The sequence below is a fragment of the Enterovirga sp. CN4-39 genome, assembly GCF_049446235.1.
GTDB lineage: Bacteria > Pseudomonadota > Alphaproteobacteria > Rhizobiales > Beijerinckiaceae > Enterovirga.
Window position 1 is genome coordinate 1 of sequence record NZ_JBMSEF010000032.1, and the last position, 22,353, is coordinate 22,353.

Below are 22,353 nucleotides of genomic sequence, written 5' to 3' on the forward strand. Positions count from 1 at the left end.
CGCGCTCGTAGCTGCGGCCACGCCGGCTGCGGACGGTCACGCTATCCGGCTCCGAATAGCTGCGCACGACCGTGCGGCGGCGAACCGTCGGGGCCGGCTCGGCGACATAGCGCCGGCTCTTCACGACGTACTTGGTGCCCTTCTTCTTGTACACGACGCGCTTGGCGGCAGCCTTGCGCTTGATGACCGTCTTCTGGACGGCGGGCGCGGATTCCTCGTGGACCGTCACATGCCGCGTCCCGCGGCGGCGATGGACGACCTGCACGTCCGGCTCGGAGCGGTGGACGCGCGTCCGGGTATGGGTCACCGAGGAGGGACGGTCGCGGACTTCCACGCCGACCCGCGTGCCCGTTTCGCGGCGCGAGCCGGTCTCGACCTGGGCCGACCCGGAGGAACGGCGCTCCGACCCGACCTGAGCGGCGCCGCTGCGCTCGCTCGAACGGCCCATGCTGCCGCCGCCGCGGCTTTCGGACGAGGCACCTTGCGAGCCGCCTGCCGATGCGCCGGAGCTGGCCGCGCCGGCGCCGGGGCTCGAACCGAGCCCGGAGGCACCACCGGCCGCGCCGGATCCTGAACCTGTCGAAGTCTGGGCGAGTGCAGTGCTGCCGATCAAGGCGGCTGCCAGCCCGAGAGCGACAATTCTCATAGGCGTATCCTCTTCACCATTGTCACGATGGTCGAGGAACGCCAGACAATCCGCCAAGTTCCAGGCTATACGCCGGACAACTACGATCCGGCGAAGAAAACCCCGAAGATGAACATTCGTTCAGCTCTCCGGTCGGGACGCTATACCTCCCGCGACTATCAGATCCCGAGCTTTTGCTTGAGCATCTCGTTTACTGCCTGGGGGTTCGTCTTGCCGCCCGTAGCCTTCATGACCTGACCGACGAACCAGCCGAGCAGCGTCGGCTTGGCCTTGGCCTGCTCCACCTTCTCGGGATTGGCCGCGATGATCTGGTCGACGGCCGCCTCGATCGCCCCCGTATCGGTGACCTGCTTCATGCCGCGGCTCTCGACGATCTCGCGCGGCTCGCCGCCCTCCGTCCAGACGATCTCGAAGAGGTCCTTCGCGATCTTGCCCGAGATGACCTTCTCGCCGATCAGGTCGACGATCGCGCCCAGCTGGGCGGCGGAGACGGGGCTGTCCTCGATACCCTTCCCTTCCCGGTTCAGGCGGCCGAAGAGCTCGTTGATGATCCAGTTCGCGGCAGCCTTGCCGTCGCGGCCAGCGGCGACCGCCTCGAAGTAGTCGGCCGAAGCCCGCTCCGCGACGAGCACGCCGGCATCGTAGGGGGTCAGGCCGAACTCGGCGATGAAGCGCGCCTTCTTGGCATCCGGCAGTTCCGGGAGGTGCTGCGCGAGGTCGTCCACATAGGCCTGGCTGACCTCGAGCGGCAGCAGGTCCGGATCCGGGAAGTAGCGGTAATCGTGCGCCTCCTCCTTGGACCGCATGGACCGCGTCTCGCCCCGCCCCGGATCGAAGAGCCGGGTCTCCTGGTCGATCTTGCCACCGTCCTCGATGATGCCGATCTGGCGCCGCGCCTCGTACTCGATCGCCTGCCCGATGAAGCGGATCGAGTTCACGTTCTTGATCTCGCAGCGCGTGCCGAGCGGCTCGCCCGGCCGGCGCACGGAGACGTTCACGTCGGCGCGGAGGTTGCCCTTCTCCATGTCGCCGTCGCAGGTGCCGAGATAGCGCAGGATCGTGCGCAGCTTCGACACATAGGCCTTGGCCTGCTCCGAGGAGCGCATGTCGGGCTTGGAGACGATCTCCATGAGGGCGACGCCGGAGCGGTTGAGGTCGACGAAGCTCTCGGTCGGCGACAGGTCGTGGATCGACTTGCCGGCATCCTGCTCCAGATGCAGCCGCTCGATGCCGACCGTGATGGTCTCCTCGGGCGTGACGTCGACCGTGACGACGCCCTCGCCGACGATCGGGCTCTTGTACTGGCTGATCTGGTAGCCCTGGGGCAGGTCGGGATAGAAGTAGTTCTTCCTGTCGAACACCGACCTCAGATTGATCTGGGCCTTGAGGCCGAGCCCCGTCCGGACGGCCTGCGCGACGCATTCCGCGTTGATGACCGGCAGCATTCCGGGCATCGCCGCATCGACCAGCGACACATGATCGTTCGGCGGCCCGCCGAACGCCGTCGAGGCGCCGGAGAAGAGCTTCGACTTGCTGGTGACCTGGGCATGGATCTCCATGCCGATGATCACTTCCCAATCGTCGATCGCGCCCTTGATCAGCTTCTTGGGGTCCACGGCGGCGTTCATGAGGTCAGTCCAATTCGTTGCGTGCAGTAAGGACGGAGCGGCCGGCCGGTCAACCTGCGACCGAAGGGCGCCGAGCCCGGGCAGGTGGCGGGTGTGGAATCCCGCGCCCTCCCCCACCATCTATTGCCAAGCTCATCATCCGGCGCTTGGCCTAGACGGGCAGTCTAGAAGCCAAGCTAGGCGTTAGAGCCAATGTATATCGCTCGCATGCGAGCCCCCGATTCATGCGCATATCGGCATCCCGAAACCGATCCTTTGCCGAGGCGTTGTGAAGACAACGACAGATGGAATTGGAGTTCTCTCCATGGCTCTCGACAGAAAGGACGAGCCCGGCAGCAGCCTGCCGGAATTCGAGTTGCGGGACGATGATCGGTTCACCGGCTACGAGGCGGAAGACGAAGGCTCGCATTTCGGTGCCTTCCTGATGGGCGGCATGCTCGTCGCCGGCGGGCTGCTCGCGTTCGTCTATTACGACACCGACAACCTGAATGGACGGGCGCAGAACGACCTGACCACGGGCAGCATCAGCCGAAGCAACGCGCCCGCCCCGGTGCCGAGCCTGAAATTGTCCAACCCGGCCCAGACCGACACCGAAACGCAGAACAAGCAGTAGCGGACACAGGCCGGGCTCCTCGCCCGGCCGGCTACCGTCAGCGGCGAAGCGCCCGGCGCGCCGCATACCCGACCGCCGCCCAGACCACGGCTCCGACCGTCCGGACCGGGAACAGGGTCGGCCCGGTGCGGGAGACGGGCGCGGGCACCGGCAGCCCGGCGAGCGTCAGCAGCCAGTCGACCAGCAGCGTGATGGCGAGCGCCGCGATAGCCGCGATGAAGATCTTGCCCTTCTGATCGGCGCGCCAGCCAAGCGTTAAGGCCACCGCGATCAGGACCGGATCGAAGAAGGCCCAGATCCAGACCGAAAAAACAGGGACCACGGTCGCGTCAGGCCCACCAGGCGTCGGGCATGGTCACCCGGCCGGCGGCGTCCTCGATGACCTGCCCGGCGGCGAACAGCGTCTCCTCGTCGAAGGCCCGGCCGATGAGCTGGAGCCCGAGCGGCAGGCCCTGCGCGTCGAACCCGGCCGGGACGGAGATGCCCGGCAGGCCGGCCATGTTCACCGTCACGGTGAAGACGTCGTTCAGGTACATCTCGACCGGATCCGCCGAACCCTTCTCGCCGATGCCGAAGGCGGCGGAAGGGGTGGCGGGCGTGAGGATCGCGTCGACGCCCGAGGCGTAGACCTGCTCGAAGTCGCGCTTGATCAGCGTCCGGATCTGCTGCGCGCGGACGTAATAGGCGTCGTAATAGCCGGCCGAGAGGACGTAGGTCCCGATCATGACGCGGCGCTTCACCTCGCGGCCGAAGCCTTCGGCCCGGGTGCCTTCGTAGAGCCCGATCACGTCCTTGGCCGGAACCCGGTTCCCGTATCGCACGCCGTCATAGCGGGCGAGGTTGGAGGAGGCCTCCGCGGGCGCGACGATGTAATAGGCCGGCAGGGCGTACTTGGTGTGCGGCAGCGAGACCTCCACGATCTCGGCGCCCGCATCGCGCAGCCACTCGGCGCCGCGCGCCCAGAGGGCCTCGATCTCGGCCGGCGTGCCGTCGAGCCGGTACTCCTTCGGGATGCCGATCCTCAGCCCCTTGACGCCGCGGCCGACCGCCGCCTCGAAATCGGGCACCGCGATATCGGCCGAGGTGGTGTCCTTCGGATCGTGCCCGGCCATCGAGCGGAGCAGGATCGCGTTGTCGCGCACCGTGCGGGCGATCGGCCCGGCCTGGTCCAGCGAGGAGGCGAAGGCCACCACGCCCCAGCGCGAGCAGCGCCCGTAGGTCGGCTTGATCCCCACCGTCCCCGTGAAGGCGGCGGGCTGGCGGATCGAGCCGCCGGTATCGGTCGCGGTGGCGCCGAGGCACAGCCGGGCCGCCACGGCCGCGGCCGAACCGCCGGAGGAGCCGCCCGGCACGAGGTGCTGGCCGACGATGCCCTCGCTCGCCTCGGCATGGACGTTCGAGCCGCGGCGGCGCCAGGGCGACACGACCGGGCCGAAGCACGAGGTCTCGTTCGACGAGCCCATCGCGAATTCGTCGTTGTTGAGCTTGCCGAGCATGACGGCGCCGTCACGCCAGAGATTGGCCGTGATGGTGGATTCGTAGGTTGGCGTGAACTCGCCGAGGATGCGGCTGCAGGCCGTCGTCCGCACGCCCTTCGTGCAGAACAGGTCCTTGATCCCGAGCGGGATGCCCTCCAGCGGCCCGCCCTCCCCGCGCGCCAGGCGCGCATCGCTCTGCGCGGCGCCTTCCAGCGCCAGTTCGGGCGTCTCGAGGACATAGGCGTTGAGGGCCCTGGCGGATTCGACCGCGGCCACATGCGCCTGCGTCAGCTCCGTCGCGGACACCTTGCCGGCCTTCAGGGCGTCGCGCGCCTCGGCGAGAGTGAGATGAGTGAGATCGGTCATGGATCGCTTCGGAGCCGGCCTGCTGCCGGCGCGGTGACGGGAACGGGCGGAGGCGGCGACTACTCGACCACCTTGGGAACGACGAAGAACCCGTCCTCGGTGACCGGCGCATTGGCCAGGATGGAGGCGACGTCGCCGCAATCGGTCACGACGTCATCCCGCATCTTCATCGCCATCGGGATGACGGACGTCATGGGCTCGACGCCGCTCACGTCCACTTCGTTCAGTTGCTCAACGAAGGACAGGATCGCGTTGAGTTCGCCCTGCATCTGGGGCACGTCCGCTTCGTCGAGCCGGATGCGGGCAAGACGCGCGATCCGGCGGACAGTCGCCTGGTCGACCGACATAGGTTCCTCGGGATGACGGTGATGGGCGGCTATAGCACCGCCGCTCTCGCCCGGACAACCAAGCTCGTCAGGTTACGACCGAATTGGGGGTCACGGCCTCCGGCACGACGATGACGCGCTGGATGCCGTTGACGCGGCCGCTCCAGAAGGCGCCGGCAACCGTTGCGGCGAGGACCAGCAAAAACACCAGATCGCGCCACACCGAGCGGTGCTCTGCCCCGGCCGTATTGTCATTTGCCGAACGGACGACGGGCCGCTGGGGTGGTGACGGTGGCGGCGGCGGAGGTCGCAGGCGAGGCTGGCGGCGGGGGCCGCCCTGGCCGATCGTGACAAAGGCCGTGGTCGGAACCGACTTCCGGGCGCGCGCCTGCAGGATTTCCGTCAGCGCCCGGCCCGTCTCGGAGAAGGACCGGACCGCGCCCGAGGCCGGCGCGCTCAAGGATGCCGCGGGTGGCACCGCCGGCCGGGGCAGCGACGTCAGGCCGAGATCAAGCTGCTGCCAGCTCCGATCCGAAATTTCTTCGTCGACCACCGCCACAGCGCGGCGGAGGTTCGCATCCGAATCGTTAGAGCCGCCCATGACGCGTACGCCCAGTAAACGGTTAATGAACCGTAAACAGGCTTATGCCACCGGCAATGTAGAGAAGTCACGCCCCATTAAGGGGCGTGATGATTCAGAGTTAACCCCTGATCGTTACCTCGGTTCCGAACTGGGGCGTGATGACCTGGATGCCGCTCCCTTCCATAGCCTCGACGAAAGCGTCGGCATTCGGCGCGATGATCGGGAAGGAGCCGAAATGGCACGGGATGACGGCCTGGGGCTTGAAGAAGCGCTTGACCCCGTAGGCTGCCCGCTCCGGACCCATCGTGAAGCGGTCGCCGACCGGGACGAGCAGGACGTCGGGGTGATGCAGGACCTGGATGAGCTCCATCTCCATGAAGAGATCGGTGTCGCCCATGTGGTAGACCGTCGGCTCGCCGGGCGCGGTCAGGATGAGCCCGTGCGGGTTGCCGAGCGGCGTGAACACCTCGCCGTCGATCATCGTGGAGCTGTGATCGGCCCGGACCATGGTGACCTTGAAGCCGTCGCCCTGGTCGGTGGTGCCGCCCGAATTCATCGGATCGATCGTGGTGACGCCGCGGTTGGCGAGCCACATGCAGATCTCGAAATTCGCCACGACCTTGGCGCCCGTGCGCTTGGCGATGTCGATCGTGTCACCGATGTGATCCGAATGACCGTGCGTGAGAAGAATGTGCGTCGCGCCCTCGGCCGCCTTCTCGGGATCCCCGGAAAATCCGGGATTGCCGGTGAAGAAGGGATCGATCAGGACGATCTTTTCACCGAACTCGATCCGGAAGGCGGAATGGCCGAACCAGGTGATCCTCATGGGCGTGCGTCTCCGTTTCGCTTCGTCCCCCTTACCGGCGGTTCGGCCCGGCCGAAAGTCCGGCGCGGCCTGGGCGGTGGGGAGGGACGACTGACGTGATCGCGCTCGATCCGGCGCTCGCCGCCCTCGCCGAATTGCCGCGGGGCAAGCGACTTCTCGGCTTCGATATCGGCACGAAGACCATCGGGCTCGCGACCTCGGATGTCGAGCGGCGCATGGCGACTCCGCTCGAGACGATAGCCAGGGCGAAGTTCGCCAAGGATGCCGAGCGGATCGTCGCGATCGCGAGCCGCTACGATGTCGGCGGCCTCGTCGCCGGCCTCCCCGTGAACATGGATGGAAGCGAGGGCCCGCGCGCGCAGGCGACCCGCGCCTTCATGCGCAATCTCTCCCGCCTCCTACCGCTTCCGGTCGCGTTCTGGGACGAGCGCCTCTCGACCGCGGCCGTCCAGCGGGCGCTGATCGAGCAGGACGCGTCCCGGGCGCGCCGTGCCGAGGTCGTCGACCGGATGGCGGCTGCCTACATCCTCCAGGGCGCGCTCGACCGCATCCGGACAGCCGACCGAGATACAACCTTTGATGAAGAATAGCCCATATTGATATGCTCTGTGGTTGTATGTAGACTCGCGAGGGTCTGACGGGCGGATATACAGGGATGAAGACGTCTCGGGCCGATCAAGTGAACGGACACGATCGGACGCCTCGCGGCTCTCCAGCCGAGCTTGACGAGGCGCCTCCTCGCGCCATCCCGCCCGAGAGCACCGCTGCCTATATCGCGGATATCACGACAGAGCTTGCTTCTCTCGCCCGCGGCTCGAAGCTCGAAGTACTTGGCGATCTCTTGGACATCGCTCAGCTCGAGGCCGCGAACACTGCGCGGCGGCTCGCGCGCGAGGCCGTCGAGGGCTGAGGCCTAGCGGGCCCGGCGCGAAACGCCGTTCCCCGGGTGGCGATCGACCAGGTTCTGCATGTCCAGCTCGACCAGGGCGAGCTGGACGCTGCGGATCGGCAGGTCGGCCTGCCGGGCCAGCTCGTCCGGGGAGACGGGCGCACCCCCGAGCAGCGCAAGCACCCGATCCCGGTCGCTCTCGTTCCGCGGCACTGTCGCGGGCTCCTCCTCGAAGAGGGTCGCGGATGAGGGTGGAGCGTCGAAACCGTCGAGCTCGTCCCACAGCTCTTCCTCGGCCGCGTAGGCGCTCCTCCGCTCGCGATAGAGGCCTGGCGGCACGGGCTCGTCTGAAGCAACCCTGCCGATCAGCGGTTCGAGAACCGAGGTGACGTGCTCGGCGGCCGAGCACAGGGTCGCGCCCGAGCGGATCAGGTCGTTCGTCCCCTCCGCCCGCGGGTCGAGCGGGGAGCCCGGCACGGCGAAGACCTCCCTGCCCTGCTCCAGGGCGAAGCGTGCCGTGATGAGCGAGCCCGAGCGACGGGCCGCCTCGACCACGATCACCCCGTAGGACAATCCCGACACGATGCGGTTCCGCCGCGGGAAATCGCGGCCGCGCGGCTCCCAGGCGACGGGCATCTCGCTCAAAGCCGCCCCGCCCTCGGCGATGATCCGATCGAGCAGCGGGACGTTCTCGGCAGGGTAGATCCGCTCGTGACCGCCCGCGAGGACCGCCACCGTGCCGGTCGGCAAAGCCGCCCGGTGCGCCCGCGTGTCGATGCCGCGGGCGAGGCCGGACACGACAGCGTAGCCGGCCCGTCCGAGCTCCGAGGCGAGCCGTTCGGCGAAGGCCCCGCCGGCGGCCGAGGCGTTTCGCGAGCCGACCACGGCGACCGTCGGGCGGGACAGGATCTCGGCCGAGCCTCGCACGGCGATGAGCGGCGGGGCCGTGTCGACGGCCAGGAGTGCGCGCGGGTAGTCAGGCTCGCCTTGGGCCACGAAGCGTCCGCCGAGCCGGTGCAGCGCGGCCAGCTCGCGCTCAGCCTCGGCCCTGCTGGCGACCTTGAGGGTCAGGCGCCCGGCGCGACGGGCGAGGCCGGGAAGCGCCTCCAGGGCCGCCTGGGCGCCCCCGAACTGGTTGATGAGGGCCCGGAAGGTCCGGGGTCCGACACGCTCGCTCCGGATGAGACGCAGCCAATCGAGCCGCTGTTCGTCCGTGAGCGAGGGCCGGCTCATCCCTTCTGGCCGATCCGGCCTTCGGTCCCGGCGAGGAGGCGCTCGATATTCGGCCGGTGCTTGAACCAGAGCACGACGACCAGAAGCGCCATGACGAGGGCGGTGGGCGCCTCGCCGAGGAACCAGAACGCGAAGGGCGTCAGGAAGGAGGCGATCAGCGCCGCGAGCGACGAGTACCGGAAGGCGAAGGCCACAGCGAGCCAGACCGCCGCGAAGCCGAGCGCGACCCGCCAGTCGAGCGCCAGGAGGCAGCCGATGAAGGTGGCGACGCCCTTGCCGCCCTTGAATCCGAGCCAGACCGGGAAGACGTGCCCGAGGAACGCCCCCGCGCCCGCCGCGACCGCCGCCTCCGGGCCGAGGAGGCGCAGCGCGATCAGGATGGCGACCGTGCCCTTTAGCGCGTCGAGCAGGAGGGTCGCGGCGGCGAGCCCTTTCCGGCCCGTCCGGAGGACGTTGGTCGCCCCGATATTGCCGGAGCCGATCGCCCGGACGTCGCCGAGCCCCGCCATGCGGGTGAGCAGAAGCCCCCAGGGAACCGAACCGAGTAGGTATCCGAGGAGGAGGCCGGCCGCGATGGCGCTCCAGGGCAAGCCGCTCATGCGCTCACCTGCCGAACCTCGCCATGCACGCACCGTCCTCCGACATAGGTCGCCACGACCTTACCCTCGAGCCGCGCCTCGTCGAACGGCGAGTTCTTGGAGCGCGAGCGCAGATCCCGCTTGTCGAGCACGTAGGGCCTGTCGATGTCGAAGAGGACGAGATCGGCCGGCGCGCCAGGGGCAAGCCGTCCGCACGGCAGGCCCAGGATCTCCGCGGGCCGGGTCGAGAGCGCCGCCAGGAGCGCCGGCAGCGTGACGGAGCCCTCGTGAACCAGGCGGAGCGAGGCGGAAAGCAGCGTCTCGAGGCCGACGGCGCCGTCGGCCGCCTCCGCGAAGGGCAGCCGCTTCGTCTCGACGTCCTGCGGGTTGTGATCCGACACCACGACGTCGATCAGCCCCTCGGCCAGGGCCTGGATGACGGCCTGCCGGTCATCCTCGTGCCGCAGCGGAGGGGAGAGCTTGCAGAAGGTCCGGTAGTCCCCGACGTCGTTCTCGTTCAGGGCGAGATTGTTGACCGAGACGCCGCAGGTCACCCTCAGCCCCGCATCCTTCGCCCGCCGCAGGATCTCCACCGAATCGGCGCAGGAGATCATGGCGGCGTGGTAGCGGCCCTGCGTGAGCCGCACGAGCCGCATGTCGCGCTCCAGCATCAGGGTCTCGGCCTCGCGCGGGATGCCGCCGAGCCCGAGGCGCGAGGCGAGCTCGCCCTCGTTCATGACGCCGCTGCCCACCAGGCTCTCTTCCTGGAGGTGCGGCATCAGGAGGGCGTCGAGGTCCCGCGCATAGGTGAGGGCGCGCCGCATCACGCCGGCCGAGGCGATCCCGCGCGCACCATCCGTGAAGGCGACGGCGCCGGCTTCGCGCAGCAGCCCGATCTCGGTCATCTCCCGGCCTTCCAGCCGCTTCGTGATCGCGGCGGCCGGGTGGATCTGCACCACGGCCGTGTCGCGCGCCCGGCGGAGCAGGAAGTCCACGATCGCAGGGTCATCCACGACCGGGTTGGTGTCCGGCATTGACACGATGGTCGTCACGCCGCCCGAAGCGGCCGCCTCGCTCGCGCTCTTCAGCGTCTCGCGGTGCTCGGCGCCCGGCTCCCCTACGAAGGCCCGCATGTCGACGAGGCCCGGCGCGAGGACGCAGCCCTCGCAATCGACCACCTGCGCGCCTTCCGGCGCCGCGGGCGGAGCGCCCCAGTGGACATCGGCGATGACGCCGTCGCGCACGAGGAGTGCGCCGCCGCCGTCCCGCCCGGTGGAAGGATCGACAAGGCGGGCGTTGGTCAGGACGGTGAAGAAAGAGGTGTTCAACTCGCGAGCTTCTCAAGGACCGTTTCGCGCACGAAGGCCAGCGGCGTGAGGCCCCTTTCGGCCGCGCGCGTATCTAGCTGCTTCCAGGTCGAACGATCGAAACCGAGGTCCTGGATCGGCAAGGCCACGAGCACGGCTGCGTCGCCCTTCGCCAGCGCTTCGGCCACGTCCGGATCCTGCCGGAGGATGTCCAGGGTCCGGGCAGGCGGAAGTGCTTGCCCCGAGGCTATGGCGTCTTCCACCCAGAGCTCCAGCGCCTCCGAGGCTTGTGCGATGCATGTCTCCGCGTCTTCCGCGGCGGTTACGCAGCCGGGCAGGTCGGGGAACCAGATGCCCCACAGGCTGGTGGGTTCCTTCTCCAGAATGCCGATGTAGTTCGTCATCAGCGGCGCTCCTTGTTCGTCCAGCCAGCCGTCATCGCGATGGCCCGAGCGGTCCCGATCGGGAGATCGCCGCGCCCTCGTGGTACAGGAATGCGATCCTCGCTGTCAGGATGCTTATACACGTCGTGAGATCCGGCCGCGCGGGTTGTGCGCCACCCCTCCCGCTCCAGGCGGCGGCGGATCTCCCGGATATCAAGGTCGAAGTCGCGAGGCGGCACGTCAAGCGCCGCATCATACGTTGGGCAGATTGCGCGCGAGCGCTTCCAGGACGGCCATCCGCACGGCGACGCCCATCTCCACCTGCTCGCGGATGAGAGACTGAGCGCCGTCAGCGACTTCCGAGGAGATCTCGACACCCCGGTTCATCGGCCCCGGATGCATGACGAGGGCGTCGGGCTTGGCGGCCGAGAGCTTCTCGGCGTCCAGGCCGTAATAGCGGAAGTATTCCTTCACGGACGGCACGAAGGACCCGTTCATGCGCTCGCGCTGGAGGCGCAGCATCATGACGATGTCGACCCCTTCCAGGCCCTTGCGCATGTCGCGGAACACCTCGACGCCGAAGCGGTCGATGCCCGCCGGCATGAGGGTCGAGGGGCCGATCACCCGCACCCTGGCGCCGAGCGCCTGCAGCAGGATGATGTTCGAGCGCGCCACCCGCGAATGGAGGATGTCGCCGCAGATCGCGACGATCAGGCCCTGGATGCGGCCGCGGTTGCGCCGGATGGTCAGGGCGTCGAGGAGCGCCTGCGTCGGATGCTCGTGCGCGCCGTCCCCGGCATTCACCACGGAGCAATCGACCTTCCGGGCCAGGAGATGCACGGCGCCCGCCGAATGATGGCGGACGATGATGATGTCCGGCCGCATCGCGTTCAGCGTCGCGGCGGTGTCGATCAGCGTCTCGCCCTTCTTCACGGAGGAGGACGCGACGGACATGTTCATGACGTCGGCGCCGAGGCGCTTGCCGGCCAGCTCGAAGGAGGACTGGGTCCGGGTCGAGGGCTCGAAGAACAGGTTGATCTGCGTCCGGCCGCGCAGGGTGGCCTTCTTCTTCTCGACCTGCCGGGAGACGTCGACGGCCTCGTCGGCCATGTCGAGGAGCGCCGTGATGTCCCCTGGCGAAAGCCCCTCGATCCCGAGGAGGTGGCGGTGGGGGAAGACGGCGCGGGCGGGGTCCATGCTGAGGCGAGGGCTATAGGGTCCGGCCGCTGGGCCAGCAAGCCCGTACCGGCTGGTGCATTTCATCCGCAACTCGATCACGCTAGCCGGAGCCCCCCCGAAGGAGGAATGACGAATGTCCCAGGCTGCGGCTTACGAGCGGTTTCGAGCGTTGCACGAGCAGCCGGGCGCATTCGTGATGCCCAATGCGTGGGACGGCGCGTCGGCCGTGCTCCTGAAGCGGGCCGGCTTCCAGGCGCTCGGGAGTTCCTCCCTCGCCATTGCCTTCGCGATGGGCCGCCAGGACGGGGCCCATGCCGTCAGCCTGGAGGATGCGGTCGACAATGCCGCGCTCCTCTCGCGCCTGACGGGCCTGCCGGTGAACGGCGATCTGGAGGACGGCTTCGGGCCCGATCCCGAGGATTGCGCCCGCACCGTCGAGGCGGCGATCGCGGCCGGCCTCGGCGGCCTCGGGATAGAGGACACGACGGCCGATCCGGAGAACCCCATCCACGACTTCGATGCGGCCGTGAGACGGGTGCGGCGCGCGGCCGAGGTCGCCCAGGGCAGGATTCTCCTGACGGGCCGTACCGACAATTACCTGCACGGCCGGCCGGACCTCCACGATACGATCCGTCGCCTCGTCGCCTTCGCGGAGGCCGGGGCGGACGTCGTCTACGCGCCCGGGCTGCCCGACCTCGATGCCGTGCGGGCGATCGCGGGAGCGGTCGCGCCGAAGCCCGTCAACCTCGTCATGACGGGAGCCTTCAAGGACCTGACGGTCGAGGAACTCGCGGCTGCCGGCGTGAAGCGCATCAGCCTCGGCGGCGCCCTGTATCGGCGCGCCATGACCGAGCTCGACACTATGGCCCGCGAGATGGCCGGCGGCCGGCTCGGGCGGGCGCTCGACGCGCTCCCGAGCCGCGAGATCGGGGCCCTGCTGCCAGGCGCGTGACGGGGCCGGATTTGACTTAAGGCGATCGCTGCACCAGTTAAGCCGGCAGGCCTCCTCGGCCGATCCCCTCCATTCGCAGCGGACAAGGCGCTATCGGCGCATGAAAGTCGTCGTCGTGGAATCGCCCGCCAAGGCGAAGACGATCAACAAGTACCTCGGCCCCGGCTACGAGGTTCTGGCGTCCTTTGGCCATATCCGCGACCTGCCGCCCAAGGACGGGTCGGTCGACCCCGATCACGATTTCCGGATGATCTGGGAGGTGGAGAGCCGCGGCGCGAAGCGCGTCGCCGAGATCGCGAAGGCCGTGCGCGGCGCCGAGAAGCTGATCCTCGCGACCGACCCGGATCGCGAAGGCGAGGCGATCTCCTGGCACGTCGTGGAGGCGCTGCGGGACAAGAAGGTCCTCAAGGACACGCCGATCGAGCGCGTCACCTTCAACGCCATCACGAAGGACGCGGTCGCCGCCGCGATGCGCAACCCCCGCCAGATCGACACGGCGCTGGTCGATGCGTATCTCGCCCGCCGCGCGCTCGACTACCTCGTCGGCTTCACGCTCTCGCCCGTGCTCTGGCGGAAGCTCCCGGGCGCCCGTTCGGCCGGCCGTGTTCAGTCGGTCGCGCTGCGGCTCGTCTGCGACCGCGAGCTCGAGATCGAGACCTTCGTCGCCCGCGAGTACTGGTCCATCGTCGCGCATCTCGCCACGAGCCAGGGCGCCGTGTTCGAGGCGCGGCTGGTCGGCGCCGACGGACGCAAGATCTCGCGGCTCGATGTCGGCACCGGCGAGGAGGCCGAGCAGTTCCGCCGCGACCTGGAGCTTGCGACCTTCCGGGTCGCCTCGGTCGAGGCGAAGCCCGCCAAGCGGCATCCCCAGCCGCCCTTCACCACCTCGACCCTGCAGCAGGAGGCCTCGCGCAAGCTCGGCTTCGCCCCCGCCCATACGATGCGGGTCGCGCAGCGGCTCTACGAAGGCGTGGAGATCGGCGGCGAGACCATCGGCCTCATCACCTACATGCGTACGGACGGCGTCGACATGGCGCCGGAGGCGATCCAGGCCGCCCGCCGCGTGATCGGCCAGGAATATGGCGACCGCTATCTTCCCTCGGCGCCGCGCCGCTACTCGACCAAGGCCAAGAACGCGCAGGAAGCGCACGAGGCGATCCGCCCGACCGACATGGGCCGCCTCCCCGCCTCGGTCGCCAACCGGCTCGATCCGGACCAGGCACGACTCTACGACCTGATCTGGACGCGGACCGTCGCGAGCCAGATGGAATCGGCCGAGCTCGAGCGCACGACGGTCGACATCGAGGCCCAGGTCGGGCCGCGGCGCCTCGACCTGCGCGCCACCGGCCAGGTCGTGAAGTTCGACGGCTTCCTGCGCCTCTATCGCGAGGACCGGGACGATCCCGAGCCGGGCGCCGGCGGCGAGGACGAGGACGAGCGCCGCCTTCCGCCCATGCGGCAGGGCGAAAATCTCGAGCGCCGCCGCATCGCGGCCACGCAGCATTTCACCGAGCCCCCTCCCCGATTCTCGGAAGCGAGCCTCGTCAAGCGCATGGAGGAGCTCGGCATCGGCCGGCCTTCTACCTACGCGGCCGTGCTCGCCGTGCTGCGCGAGCGCGAATACGTGCGCCTCGAGAAGAAGCGCCTCGTCCCGGAGGACAAGGGACGGCTCGTGGTGGCCTTCCTCGAAAGCTTCTTCCGCCGCTACGTCGAGTACGACTTCACGGCGGATCTCGAGGAGCAGCTCGACCGGATCTCGAACAACGAGATCGACTGGAAGCAGGTCCTGCGCGACTTCTGGACGAGCTTCGCCAAGGCGGTCGACGACACGAAGGAGCTGCGCACCGGGCAGGTGCTCGATGCGCTGAACGAGCTTCTCGGCCCGCATATCTTCCCGCCGAAGGCCGACGGATCCGACCCGCGCCTCTGCCCGAACTGCCACCAGGGCCAGCTCTCGCTGAAGCTCGGCAAGTTCGGCTCGTTCATCGGCTGCTCGAACTATCCCGAATGCCGCTACACCCGGCAGCTCGCAGTGCCGGCCGCGAATGCCGAGGATGGCAGCGGGACGGCGACGCCCGGCGTGCGGCTTCTCGGCGACGATCCGGAGACGGGCCTGCCCGTGTCGATCCGGGATGGCCGCTTCGGCACCTTCATCCAGCTCGGCGAGGCCGAGAACGGCGAGAAGCCCAAGCGCTCGTCCATCCCGAAGGGCGTGGACCCCGCCTCGCTCGACCTCGAGCGCGCCCTCGCCTATCTGGCCCTTCCGCGCGAAGTGACCCGCCACCCGGAGACGGGCGAGCCGATCCTGGCCGGAATCGGCCGCTACGGACCCTATGTCCAGCACGGGAAGACCTACGCCAATCTCGGGCCGGGCGAGGACATTCTGGAGATCGGGGCGAACCGGGCCGTCGATCTCGTGATGACGAAGGAGGCCGGCGGTGGCCGCGGCGGCCGCACGCAGGACCCCGGCAAGGAGCTCGGCCCCGATCCCGAGACGGGGAAGACCGTGACCCTGAAGGCCGGCCGGTACGGGCCCTATGTCACGGACGGCGAGACGAACGCGACGCTGCCGCGGGACAAGGCGCCCGATGCCCTGACCCTCGACGAGGCGGTCCAGCTCCTGGCCGCGCGCCGGGCGGCCGGTCCCTCGAAGGGCAAGCGCGGCGCCTCCCGCACGAAGAGCACGGCCGCGAAGGCGCCGGCAAAGCGGGCGGCGGCTTCGAAGACCACCCCCGCCGCGAAGACCAAGAAGGCGGCATCGCCGAAGAAGGCAAAGGCGAAGAGCTGAGACGCGCTCCACCGGGGCCATGACCTCGCGCTGCGACGAGGAGCCCCGGGACAGCAAGGTTTACGGTTCGTTCTCTTTACCCGCCTTGCGTTAAGGTGATTCCCGGCGAATCACCCGAGTTGAGTACGAGATGGCCGAAAGCGACCTATTCGGCGGCGGCGCCGCGTTGCGCAAGCTCGCCCAGTCCCGCAATGCCACTGCCCCGGCCAGCCCCGCGGCCGCGGCACCGGCGCGGGCGTCACGCACCCGCCCCCTTTCCCCGCCGCCGGCGAATGCCGAGGCCAATTACGACGCCTCCGCCATCGAGGTCCTGGAGGGGCTCGAGCCCGTCCGCCGCCGGCCGGGCATGTATATCGGCGGTACGGACGAGAAGGCGCTCCACCACCTCTTCGCCGAGGTGATCGACAACTCGATGGACGAGGCGGTCGCCGGCCATGCGACCTTCATCGAGGTCGAGCTGGAGGAAGGCGGCTTCCTCACCGTGACCGATAACGGCCGCGGCATCCCGATCGACCCGCACCCCAAGTTCCCGAAGAAGTCGGCGCTCGAGGTGATTCTCACCACGCTCCATGCCGGCGGGAAGTTCGATTCCAAGGTCTACGAGACCTCCGGCGGCCTGCATGGCGTCGGTGTCTCCGTCGTGAATGCGCTCTCGGACGTGCTGGAGGTCGAGGTCGCCAGGAACCAGACGCTCTATCGCCAGATCTATTCGCGCGGACTGCCGCAGGGTCCCGTGAAGGAGGTCGGCCGCGTGCTGAACCGGCGCGGCACGAAGGTGCGATTCCACCCGGACGCGCAGATCTTCGGGGCCGATGCGAAATTCAGCCCGCGCCGCGTCTTCAAGATGGCGCGCTCCAAGGCCTATCTCTTCGGCGGCGTCGAGATCCGCTGGAAATGCGCGCCGTCGCTCCTCGCGGGGATCGACAACGTCCCGCCGGAGGCGACCTTCCGGTTCCCGGGGGGCCTGCGCGACTACCTGCTGAAGGAGATCGAGGGCACGACGCAGATCGCGGAGGGCATCTTCTCGGGCAAGGTGACGAAGCCCGGCGGGCACGGCTCGCTCGAATGGGCCGTCGCCTGGCTGGCCGACGCCGACGGCTTCTCGACCTCCTACTGCAACACGATTCCGACGCCCGAGGGCGGCACGCACGAGAGCGGCCTCAGGGTCGCGCTGCTGCGGGGCCTTCGCGAGCACGCCGAGCGCGTGAACCAGGGCAAGCGCATGGCGGCCGTCACGACGGACGACGTCATGGCGCAATGCGCCTCCATGCTGTCCGTCTTCATCCGGGAGCCCGAGTTCCAGGGCCAGACCAAGGATAAGCTCGCCACGCAGGAGGCGGCGCGAATCGTCGAAGGCACGGTGCGCGACGCCTTCGATCACTGGCTCGCGGCCTCGCCCGCCCAGGCCAACAAGCTGCTCGACTGGGTGGTCGAGCGCGCCGAGGAGCGCCTCCGCCGGCGCGCCGAGAAGGAGGTTGCCCGCAAGAGCGCGACCCGCAAGCTGCGCCTTCCCGGCAAGCTCGCCGATTGCACCAAGGCCGGCGCGGCCGGATCGGAGCTCTTCATCGTGGAGGGCGACTCGGCCGGCGGCAGCGCCAAGCAGGCGCGCGACAGGGCGAGCCAGGCCATCCTGCCGCTGCGCGGCAAGATCCTCAACGTGGCCTCAGCCGGCCGCGACAAGCTCGTGCAGAATCAGCAGCTTTCCGACCTGATCCAGGCGCTCGGCTGCGGCACGGGGAGCCACTACAAGGACGAGGAGCTCCGCTACGAGAAGGTCATCATCATGACCGACGCGGACGTGGACGGCGCGCATATCGCGTCCCTCCTCATCACGTTCTTCTACCGGCAGACCCACAAGCTGATCGACAACGGCCACCTCTATCTCGCCGTCCCGCCGCTCTACCGGCTGACGCAGGGCGCCAAGACCGTCTATGCGCGCGACGATGCGCACAAGGAGGAGCTGATCCGCACCGTCTTCAAGGGAAGCGGGAAGGTGGAGGTCGGTCGCTTCAAGGGTCTCGGCGAGATGCTGCCCTCGCAGCTCAAGGAAACGACCATGGACCCGAAGAAGCGGACGCTGCTGCGGGTCACCGTCGTGCCGGAGGACGAGGACGGGACGGGCGACACGATCGAGCGCCTGATGGGCAACAAGCCCGAGGCGCGCTTCGCCTTCATCCAGGAGCGGGCCGCCTTCGCGGACGAGGCCGCGCTGGACATCTGAGCTGGGCAGGCCCCCGGCCCGCAGCCCCCTCCAAACAGAAAGCCCCGGCAGCGATGCCGGGGCTTTTCTCGTTGCGGCCGTGCGGTGTCCGGCGCGCCTCGTCGCGCTTCCGGCCTCCCAAACGAAAAAGGCCCGGGGTTGCCCCCGGGCCTTCGTTCCCAAGCCTGTGACGGCTTAGAAGGAGTTGAACTTGTAGTTCAGGCCAGCGCGAACCACCACGAACTCCTCGTCGCGAGCGCGCGAGCCGGTCAGGAAGACCGGGGTGGCGCCAGCCGGGGAGAACGCATCGCCGATGTAGCGCGAAGCGTTGGTCCGCTCGAGGTTCACGTAGAGCGCCTCGATCTTGCCGGTCAGGTTCGGGGTGAAGGCGTACTCGACGCCACCACCAGCCGCCCAGCCGGTGCGGATGTCGCCGCTCGTGCAACGGCCGGCCAGGCCCAGCGGACCAACCGAGTTGCACTCCGTCGGGCCGTCGCCGTAGGCGAAACCGCCGGTGCCGAACACCAGGAGGCGATCCCAGGCGTAACCGACGCGACCGCGGACGGTACCGAACCACTCGATGCCAGCGCGGTTGCCACCAGCCGGCGCGAAGGCCGTGAAGGGAGCAGCCAGGCCGCTGCCAGCGCCGAAGCCGGTCACGGCCGAACGGTTGCTGACCAGGTCGGCGTACTGGATGTCGGCCTCGAGGCCGATCACGAAGCTGCCGATCTGGTAGTTGTAGCCGAGCTGGCCACCGCCGACGAAGCCGTCACGGTTGCCCGTGCCGCCCGGGAACACCGTCGTGCCGGGGGTGAACACGCCAGCCGGAGTGGTGCCGCCAGGACCAACGGCAACGCCGCTGTTGGTGTTCGAGCCGACATCGAAGCCGTAACCGACGTTCACACCGGCGTAGAAGCCGGTCCAGGTGAAGACCGGAACCGCAACGTACGGAGCCGGAGCAGCCCGGCGGGACGGGAGGTCGGCAGCCATGGCGCCGGCCGTGAGGCCGAGCAAGGCGACCGACGACAGGAGTATTTTCTTCATATGGGAATCCAATCTGAGGTCAGTGGTCCGGGTGCTCTTGTAATGGAAGCCAGCTTGTCCGTCTGTCACCTCAAGGCAACATCCGTCAGCAACCCCGGCCACTGGTACTAAGCAACAACCCTTCCAAAGTCCTAAACCGACCGGTGGGGCGCTCCCCAATGCGGTAGGATCTCCCTAACCGGAAGGGATCGGCATCGCGGCAACGCAACCTTTACCATGAACGGCGAAGCTTCTGTGGATCTCCTGCGGAGCGACAATGTTCGAGGCTGGGAACAACGGACGGCGTTCGGTGCTGATGTGGGCGGCCAAGACCGCACTCGCGATCGGCTTCCTGTCGTTCTGCGCGTCGTACTGGCTAGCGGGGCCAGCCCTCGACAACGGCACGCTGGCGCGGCTGGCCTCGGCCACATCCCTCGGGAGCAACGATCCGACCACGACCGGGTCGATTCTCAGGACCGCCGCCGCGACGACGCTCGATCCCTGCACCGGCCGGCAGCGCCCCTGAGGCGCGCGGACCGCAAAATCTCGCCTAAGCGCGCACCACGATTGACATTTTGGCCCTTGGCAACGAAATCAGTACCGCCTGGCCTTGATTTCGTCCTCTGGTCACAACCAAAGGCCCGCGTCGGCGTTGCTTCCCGACATTATCTTGTGTTCGCCGTGACGCGCGGCGGCGTTGGTCATCTTACAGAATGTCGTTCGCAGACCTCGGACTAAGCGACAAGGTCCTGCAGTCGGTGACGGCCGCGGGCTATTCGCAGCCGACCCCCATTCAGGCCCAGGCCATTCCCCACGTGCTGGCACGGCGCGATGTGCTCGGCATCGCCCAGACCGGCACGGGAAAGACTGCCGCCTTCGTCCTGCCGATGCTGACCCTTCTCGAGAGTGGGCGGGCGCGGGCACGGATGCCCCGCACGCTGATTCTCGAGCCGACGCGGGAGCTCGCCGCCCAGGTGGTGGAGAATTTCGACCGCTACGGCGCGAACCACAATCTCTCGGTCGCGCTGATCATCGGGGGCGTTTCCTTCGCCGACCAGGATGCGAAGCTGACGCGCGGCGTGGACGTGCTCATCGCGACGCCCGGACGCCTCCTGGATCATTTCGAGCGCGGCAAGCTCCTCCTGACGGGTGTCGAGCTCCTCGTCATCGACGAGGCGGACCGCATGCTCGACATGGGCTTCATCCCGGATATCGAGCGCATCGTGAAGCTGGTGCCCTTCACGCGCCAGACGCTCTTCTTCTCCGCCACCATGCCGCCCGAGATCACGCGGCTGGCGGACACCTTCCTGCACAATCCGGTTCGCGCCGAGGTCGCCAAGGCCGCCAGCACGGCCGCGACCATCACGCAGCGGCTGGTCGCGACAGGTGCCGACCCTGCCGACAAGCGGGAGCGGCTTCGCGAACTGATCAGGACGACTCCCGACTTCAAGAACGCGATCATCTTCTGCAATCGCAAGCGCGACGTGGCGGTGCTGCACCGCTCGCTCCTGCGCCACGGCTTCAGCGTGGCCGCGCTCCATGGGGACATGGACCAGCGGGCCCGCATGGCGGCGCTCGAGAGCTTCCGGAACGGATCCGTCAGCCTCCTCGTGGCGAGCGACGTCGCGGCCCGCGGCCTCGACATTCCGGCCGTCAGCCACGTCTTCAACTACGACGTCCCCCACCACGCGGAGGACTACGTCCACCGGATCGGGCGGACCGGGAGGGCCGGACGCCTCGGCCATTCCTACACGCTCGTCGGCCCGGGCGACGAGAAGTCCCTGGCCGCAATCGAATCGCTCACGGCCCAGTCGGTGACCTGGGAGGGGCCGACCCTGGCGGAGCTAGGATCCGATGGCGCCCGTCCGCGTCGCGAATCCAGCGCCCGGAGGGGCGGGCAGCGCTCCGCATCCTCCCGCCACGACGAGCGCGACCCGAGCCAGCGGGAGCCGCGCCCGGCGCGCGAGAGCCGTTCCGCGCGGGAGAGCCGGTCGCCGCGCGAAAGTCGCCCCGCACGCGAGAGCCGTCCGCCGCGCGAGAGCCGCCCGGCGCGGGACCGAGGTCAGGAAGTCCGCGGGCGCGATCCGCGCCACTCGGCCCATAGTTCAGCCGACGAGCCGCGGGTGATCGGGCTGGGCGATCATGTCCCGGCCTTTCTTGCACGCCCTGTGCTCAAGAAGTCCGACACATAGATCCCAACATTCACAACTTTAACGGGTTCTTGGTGGTCTTGCGCGCATCTTCGCCGTTAGAAAGCAGATCATAACGTTAGCTTCGCGCTGGCGAATGTCAGGGGCATGAGACCAGTGCATCGGACCTTCTCCATCTCGGAGCGCGCGAATGAGCTGATGCGCGCCTACTCGGAAACGGCGTATCCGCACAGCTACGAGATCTGGTTCACCTACGTCACGGGCACCAAGCCGTTCCTGAACGAGGCGGTCAGGAGCGGGCTGACGTCCGGCGAGAAGCTGACCGAAGAGCAGCTGCAAACGCTGTACGATGCGCATCTGTCCGCGACCCGTCTGGGGCTGCAGGCCGAGCGCGTCGGCACCGGGATGCTCACCGAAATCGGGCAGGTCGTCGCGATGATCGACGACGCGCTCGGCACCACGACGCGCTATGGCGACTCACTCCGGGCCCTGACCCAGGATCTGAACGATCCCCAGGAGCGCCGCGACCTCCGCGAGATCCTCGGTTCCCTGGTGGAGGCGTCGCGCGAGGTCGTAGCCACGAACGAGGCGCTCGAACGTCGGCTGCGCGATTCGCGCGGCGAGATCGAAAACCTCCGCGAGACGCTGGAGCGGGTCCGGATCGAGACGCTGACGGATCCGCTCACGGGCATCAGCAACCGCCGGCATTTCGAGGAGGTGCTGATCTCGGCGACCATCGCGGCCCGCGCCGACACCTCGCCGCTCGCGCTGGTCGTCATCGACATCGACAACTTCAAGCGCTTCAACGACGTCTATGGCCACCTGACCGGCGACCAGGTCCTGCGGCTCGTCAGCTCGGTGATGCAGGATGGCATCGATCCAAGCGCGACGCTCGCCCGCTTCGGAGGCGAGGAATTCGCCATGATCCTGCCGGGCGTCTCGCGCGATGAGGCCGGCACCCGCGCCGAGCGGGTCCGGCGCAGCGTGGAAAGCCGCGAGCTGATGAAACGCTCGACCGGCGAGTCGCTTGGCCGAATCACGGTCTCGCTCGGGGTCGCCATGCTCCGGCCGGACGAGACGGCGACCTCGCTCCTGGAGCGCGCGGATCTCTGCATGTACCGGGCGAAGAATACCGGCCGCAATCGCGTCGTGACGGATCTCGACGAGGAGGCTGGCGGGCACCTCTGGACCGCCGCCTGACTTCC

At 68.5% G+C, this 22,353-nt stretch carries 23 protein-coding genes; 9 read left to right on the forward strand and 14 right to left on the reverse strand.

What is annotated here, in order from left to right:
* A partial coding sequence (locus ACO2SS_RS27260; RefSeq protein WP_423281014.1) for a hypothetical protein occupies nucleotides 1-646 on the reverse strand: 646 nt, incomplete at its 3' end.
* A gap of 158 nt (nucleotides 647-804) precedes the next feature.
* On the reverse strand, nucleotides 805-2,274 hold the full coding sequence (gatB, locus tag ACO2SS_RS27265; RefSeq protein ID WP_423281015.1) for an Asp-tRNA(Asn)/Glu-tRNA(Gln) amidotransferase subunit GatB: 1,470 nt from the start codon (nucleotides 2,272-2,274) through the stop codon (nucleotides 805-807).
* A gap of 304 nt (nucleotides 2,275-2,578) precedes the next feature.
* Between gatB and ACO2SS_RS27270 the strand changes: the two genes are divergently transcribed.
* Nucleotides 2,579-2,887 (forward strand): hypothetical protein, encoded by a 309-nt coding sequence (locus ACO2SS_RS27270; protein WP_423281016.1) that lies wholly within the window; start codon nucleotides 2,579-2,581, stop codon nucleotides 2,885-2,887.
* A 37-nt stretch (nucleotides 2,888-2,924) separates the two neighbouring features.
* Here ACO2SS_RS27270 and ACO2SS_RS27275 read toward each other — a convergent pair whose 3' ends face one another.
* The 5 genes from ACO2SS_RS27275 to ACO2SS_RS27295 all read right to left on the reverse strand — a co-directional run bounded on the left by ACO2SS_RS27275 (nucleotide 2,925) and on the right by ACO2SS_RS27295 (nucleotide 6,466).
* The gene (locus ACO2SS_RS27275; RefSeq protein WP_423281017.1) at nucleotides 2,925-3,209 is read right to left on the reverse strand and encodes a hypothetical protein; all 285 of its coding nucleotides are present in this window, start codon (nucleotides 3,207-3,209) and stop codon (nucleotides 2,925-2,927) included.
* A gap of 7 nt (nucleotides 3,210-3,216) precedes the next feature.
* Nucleotides 3,217-4,731 carry an Asp-tRNA(Asn)/Glu-tRNA(Gln) amidotransferase subunit GatA gene (gene gatA / locus ACO2SS_RS27280; protein WP_423281018.1) on the reverse strand — a complete coding sequence of 505 codons (1,515 nt, stop codon included), beginning with the start codon at nucleotides 4,729-4,731 and terminating at the stop codon, nucleotides 3,217-3,219.
* Between the two features lie 59 nt (nucleotides 4,732-4,790).
* The gene (gatC, locus tag ACO2SS_RS27285; RefSeq protein WP_423281020.1) at nucleotides 4,791-5,078 is read right to left on the reverse strand and encodes an Asp-tRNA(Asn)/Glu-tRNA(Gln) amidotransferase subunit GatC; all 288 of its coding nucleotides are present in this window, start codon (nucleotides 5,076-5,078) and stop codon (nucleotides 4,791-4,793) included.
* 67 nt (nucleotides 5,079-5,145) lie between these two features.
* A complete protein-coding gene (locus tag ACO2SS_RS27290; protein ID WP_423281021.1) occupies nucleotides 5,146-5,616 on the reverse strand; it encodes a hypothetical protein in 471 nt (156 codons plus the stop codon).
* A gap of 142 nt (nucleotides 5,617-5,758) precedes the next feature.
* Nucleotides 5,759-6,466, reverse strand: a complete 708-nt coding sequence (locus ACO2SS_RS27295) for a metal-dependent hydrolase (protein WP_423281022.1) — start codon at nucleotides 6,464-6,466, stop codon at nucleotides 5,759-5,761.
* A 98-nt stretch (nucleotides 6,467-6,564) separates the two neighbouring features.
* Here ACO2SS_RS27295 and ruvX point away from each other — a divergent pair, with 98 nt between their 5' ends.
* Together ruvX and ACO2SS_RS27305 are read left to right on the forward strand one after the other, a co-directional pair.
* Nucleotides 6,565-7,056, forward strand: coding sequence for a Holliday junction resolvase RuvX (gene ruvX, locus ACO2SS_RS27300; protein WP_423281046.1), 492 nt, complete (start codon nucleotides 6,565-6,567; stop codon nucleotides 7,054-7,056).
* A 65-nt stretch (nucleotides 7,057-7,121) separates the two neighbouring features.
* Nucleotides 7,122-7,376: a hypothetical protein gene (locus ACO2SS_RS27305; protein WP_423281023.1), complete on the forward strand. Its 255-nt coding sequence runs from the start codon at nucleotides 7,122-7,124 to the stop codon at nucleotides 7,374-7,376.
* A 3-nt stretch (nucleotides 7,377-7,379) separates the two neighbouring features.
* Here the strand turns inward: ACO2SS_RS27305 and dprA are convergent, their stop codons facing one another.
* Genes dprA through ACO2SS_RS27335 form a run of 6 tightly spaced genes read right to left on the reverse strand, consistent with a single transcriptional unit; the run spans nucleotide 7,380 to nucleotide 12,053 of the window.
* Nucleotides 7,380-8,588: a DNA-processing protein DprA gene (dprA, locus tag ACO2SS_RS27310; protein WP_423281024.1), complete on the reverse strand. Its 1,209-nt coding sequence runs from the start codon at nucleotides 8,586-8,588 to the stop codon at nucleotides 7,380-7,382.
* A complete protein-coding gene (gene plsY, locus ACO2SS_RS27315; RefSeq protein ID WP_423281025.1) occupies nucleotides 8,585-9,187 on the reverse strand; it encodes a glycerol-3-phosphate 1-O-acyltransferase PlsY in 603 nt (200 codons plus the stop codon). The genes dprA and plsY overlap by 4 nt, the downstream gene beginning before the upstream one ends.
* The gene (locus tag ACO2SS_RS27320) at nucleotides 9,184-10,494 is read right to left on the reverse strand and encodes a dihydroorotase (protein ID WP_423281026.1); all 1,311 of its coding nucleotides are present in this window, start codon (nucleotides 10,492-10,494) and stop codon (nucleotides 9,184-9,186) included. The genes plsY and ACO2SS_RS27320 overlap by 4 nt, the downstream gene beginning before the upstream one ends.
* Nucleotides 10,491-10,877 (reverse strand): type II toxin-antitoxin system HicB family antitoxin, encoded by a 387-nt coding sequence (locus ACO2SS_RS27325; protein WP_423281027.1) that lies wholly within the window; start codon nucleotides 10,875-10,877, stop codon nucleotides 10,491-10,493. The genes ACO2SS_RS27320 and ACO2SS_RS27325 overlap by 4 nt, the downstream gene beginning before the upstream one ends.
* Nucleotides 10,877-11,095 (reverse strand): type II toxin-antitoxin system HicA family toxin, encoded by a 219-nt coding sequence (locus tag ACO2SS_RS27330; protein ID WP_423281028.1) that lies wholly within the window; start codon nucleotides 11,093-11,095, stop codon nucleotides 10,877-10,879. Before ACO2SS_RS27330 ends, ACO2SS_RS27325 begins: the two co-directional genes overlap by 1 nt.
* A 13-nt stretch (nucleotides 11,096-11,108) precedes the next feature.
* A complete protein-coding gene (locus tag ACO2SS_RS27335; protein WP_423281029.1) occupies nucleotides 11,109-12,053 on the reverse strand; it encodes an aspartate carbamoyltransferase catalytic subunit in 945 nt (314 codons plus the stop codon).
* Nucleotides 12,054-12,168: 115 nt separating this feature from the next.
* Here ACO2SS_RS27335 and ACO2SS_RS27340 point away from each other — a divergent pair, with 115 nt between their 5' ends.
* The 3 genes from ACO2SS_RS27340 to parE all read left to right on the forward strand — a co-directional run bounded on the left by ACO2SS_RS27340 (nucleotide 12,169) and on the right by parE (nucleotide 17,996).
* A complete protein-coding gene (locus ACO2SS_RS27340) occupies nucleotides 12,169-12,987 on the forward strand; it encodes an isocitrate lyase/PEP mutase family protein (protein WP_423281030.1) in 819 nt (272 codons plus the stop codon).
* Between the two features lie 100 nt (nucleotides 12,988-13,087).
* Entirely contained in the window at nucleotides 13,088-15,775 is a 2,688-nt protein-coding gene (topA, locus tag ACO2SS_RS27345; RefSeq protein ID WP_423281031.1) for a type I DNA topoisomerase, read from the forward strand.
* 130 nt (nucleotides 15,776-15,905) lie between these two features.
* Nucleotides 15,906-17,996, forward strand: coding sequence for a DNA topoisomerase IV subunit B (parE, locus tag ACO2SS_RS27350; RefSeq protein WP_423281032.1), 2,091 nt, complete (start codon nucleotides 15,906-15,908; stop codon nucleotides 17,994-17,996).
* Nucleotides 17,997-18,170: 174 nt separating this feature from the next.
* On the opposite strand, the gene ACO2SS_RS27355 is transcribed toward parE, so the two are convergent.
* Nucleotides 18,171-19,019 (reverse strand): outer membrane protein, encoded by an 849-nt coding sequence (locus ACO2SS_RS27355; RefSeq protein WP_423281033.1) that lies wholly within the window; start codon nucleotides 19,017-19,019, stop codon nucleotides 18,171-18,173.
* Between the two features lie 256 nt (nucleotides 19,020-19,275).
* On the opposite strand from ACO2SS_RS27355, the gene ACO2SS_RS27360 reads away from it, so the two are divergent.
* From ACO2SS_RS27360 to ACO2SS_RS27370, 3 genes are all read left to right on the forward strand, one after another.
* The gene (locus ACO2SS_RS27360; protein ID WP_423281034.1) at nucleotides 19,276-19,524 is read left to right on the forward strand and encodes a hypothetical protein; all 249 of its coding nucleotides are present in this window, start codon (nucleotides 19,276-19,278) and stop codon (nucleotides 19,522-19,524) included.
* 187 nt (nucleotides 19,525-19,711) lie between these two features.
* Nucleotides 19,712-21,190 carry a DEAD/DEAH box helicase gene (locus tag ACO2SS_RS27365; RefSeq protein ID WP_423281035.1) on the forward strand — a complete coding sequence of 493 codons (1,479 nt, stop codon included), beginning with the start codon at nucleotides 19,712-19,714 and terminating at the stop codon, nucleotides 21,188-21,190.
* Nucleotides 21,191-21,295: 105 nt separating this feature from the next.
* Nucleotides 21,296-22,348 (forward strand): GGDEF domain-containing protein, encoded by a 1,053-nt coding sequence (locus ACO2SS_RS27370; protein ID WP_423281036.1) that lies wholly within the window; start codon nucleotides 21,296-21,298, stop codon nucleotides 22,346-22,348.
* The last annotated feature ends 5 nt before the right edge of the window (nucleotides 22,349-22,353 follow it).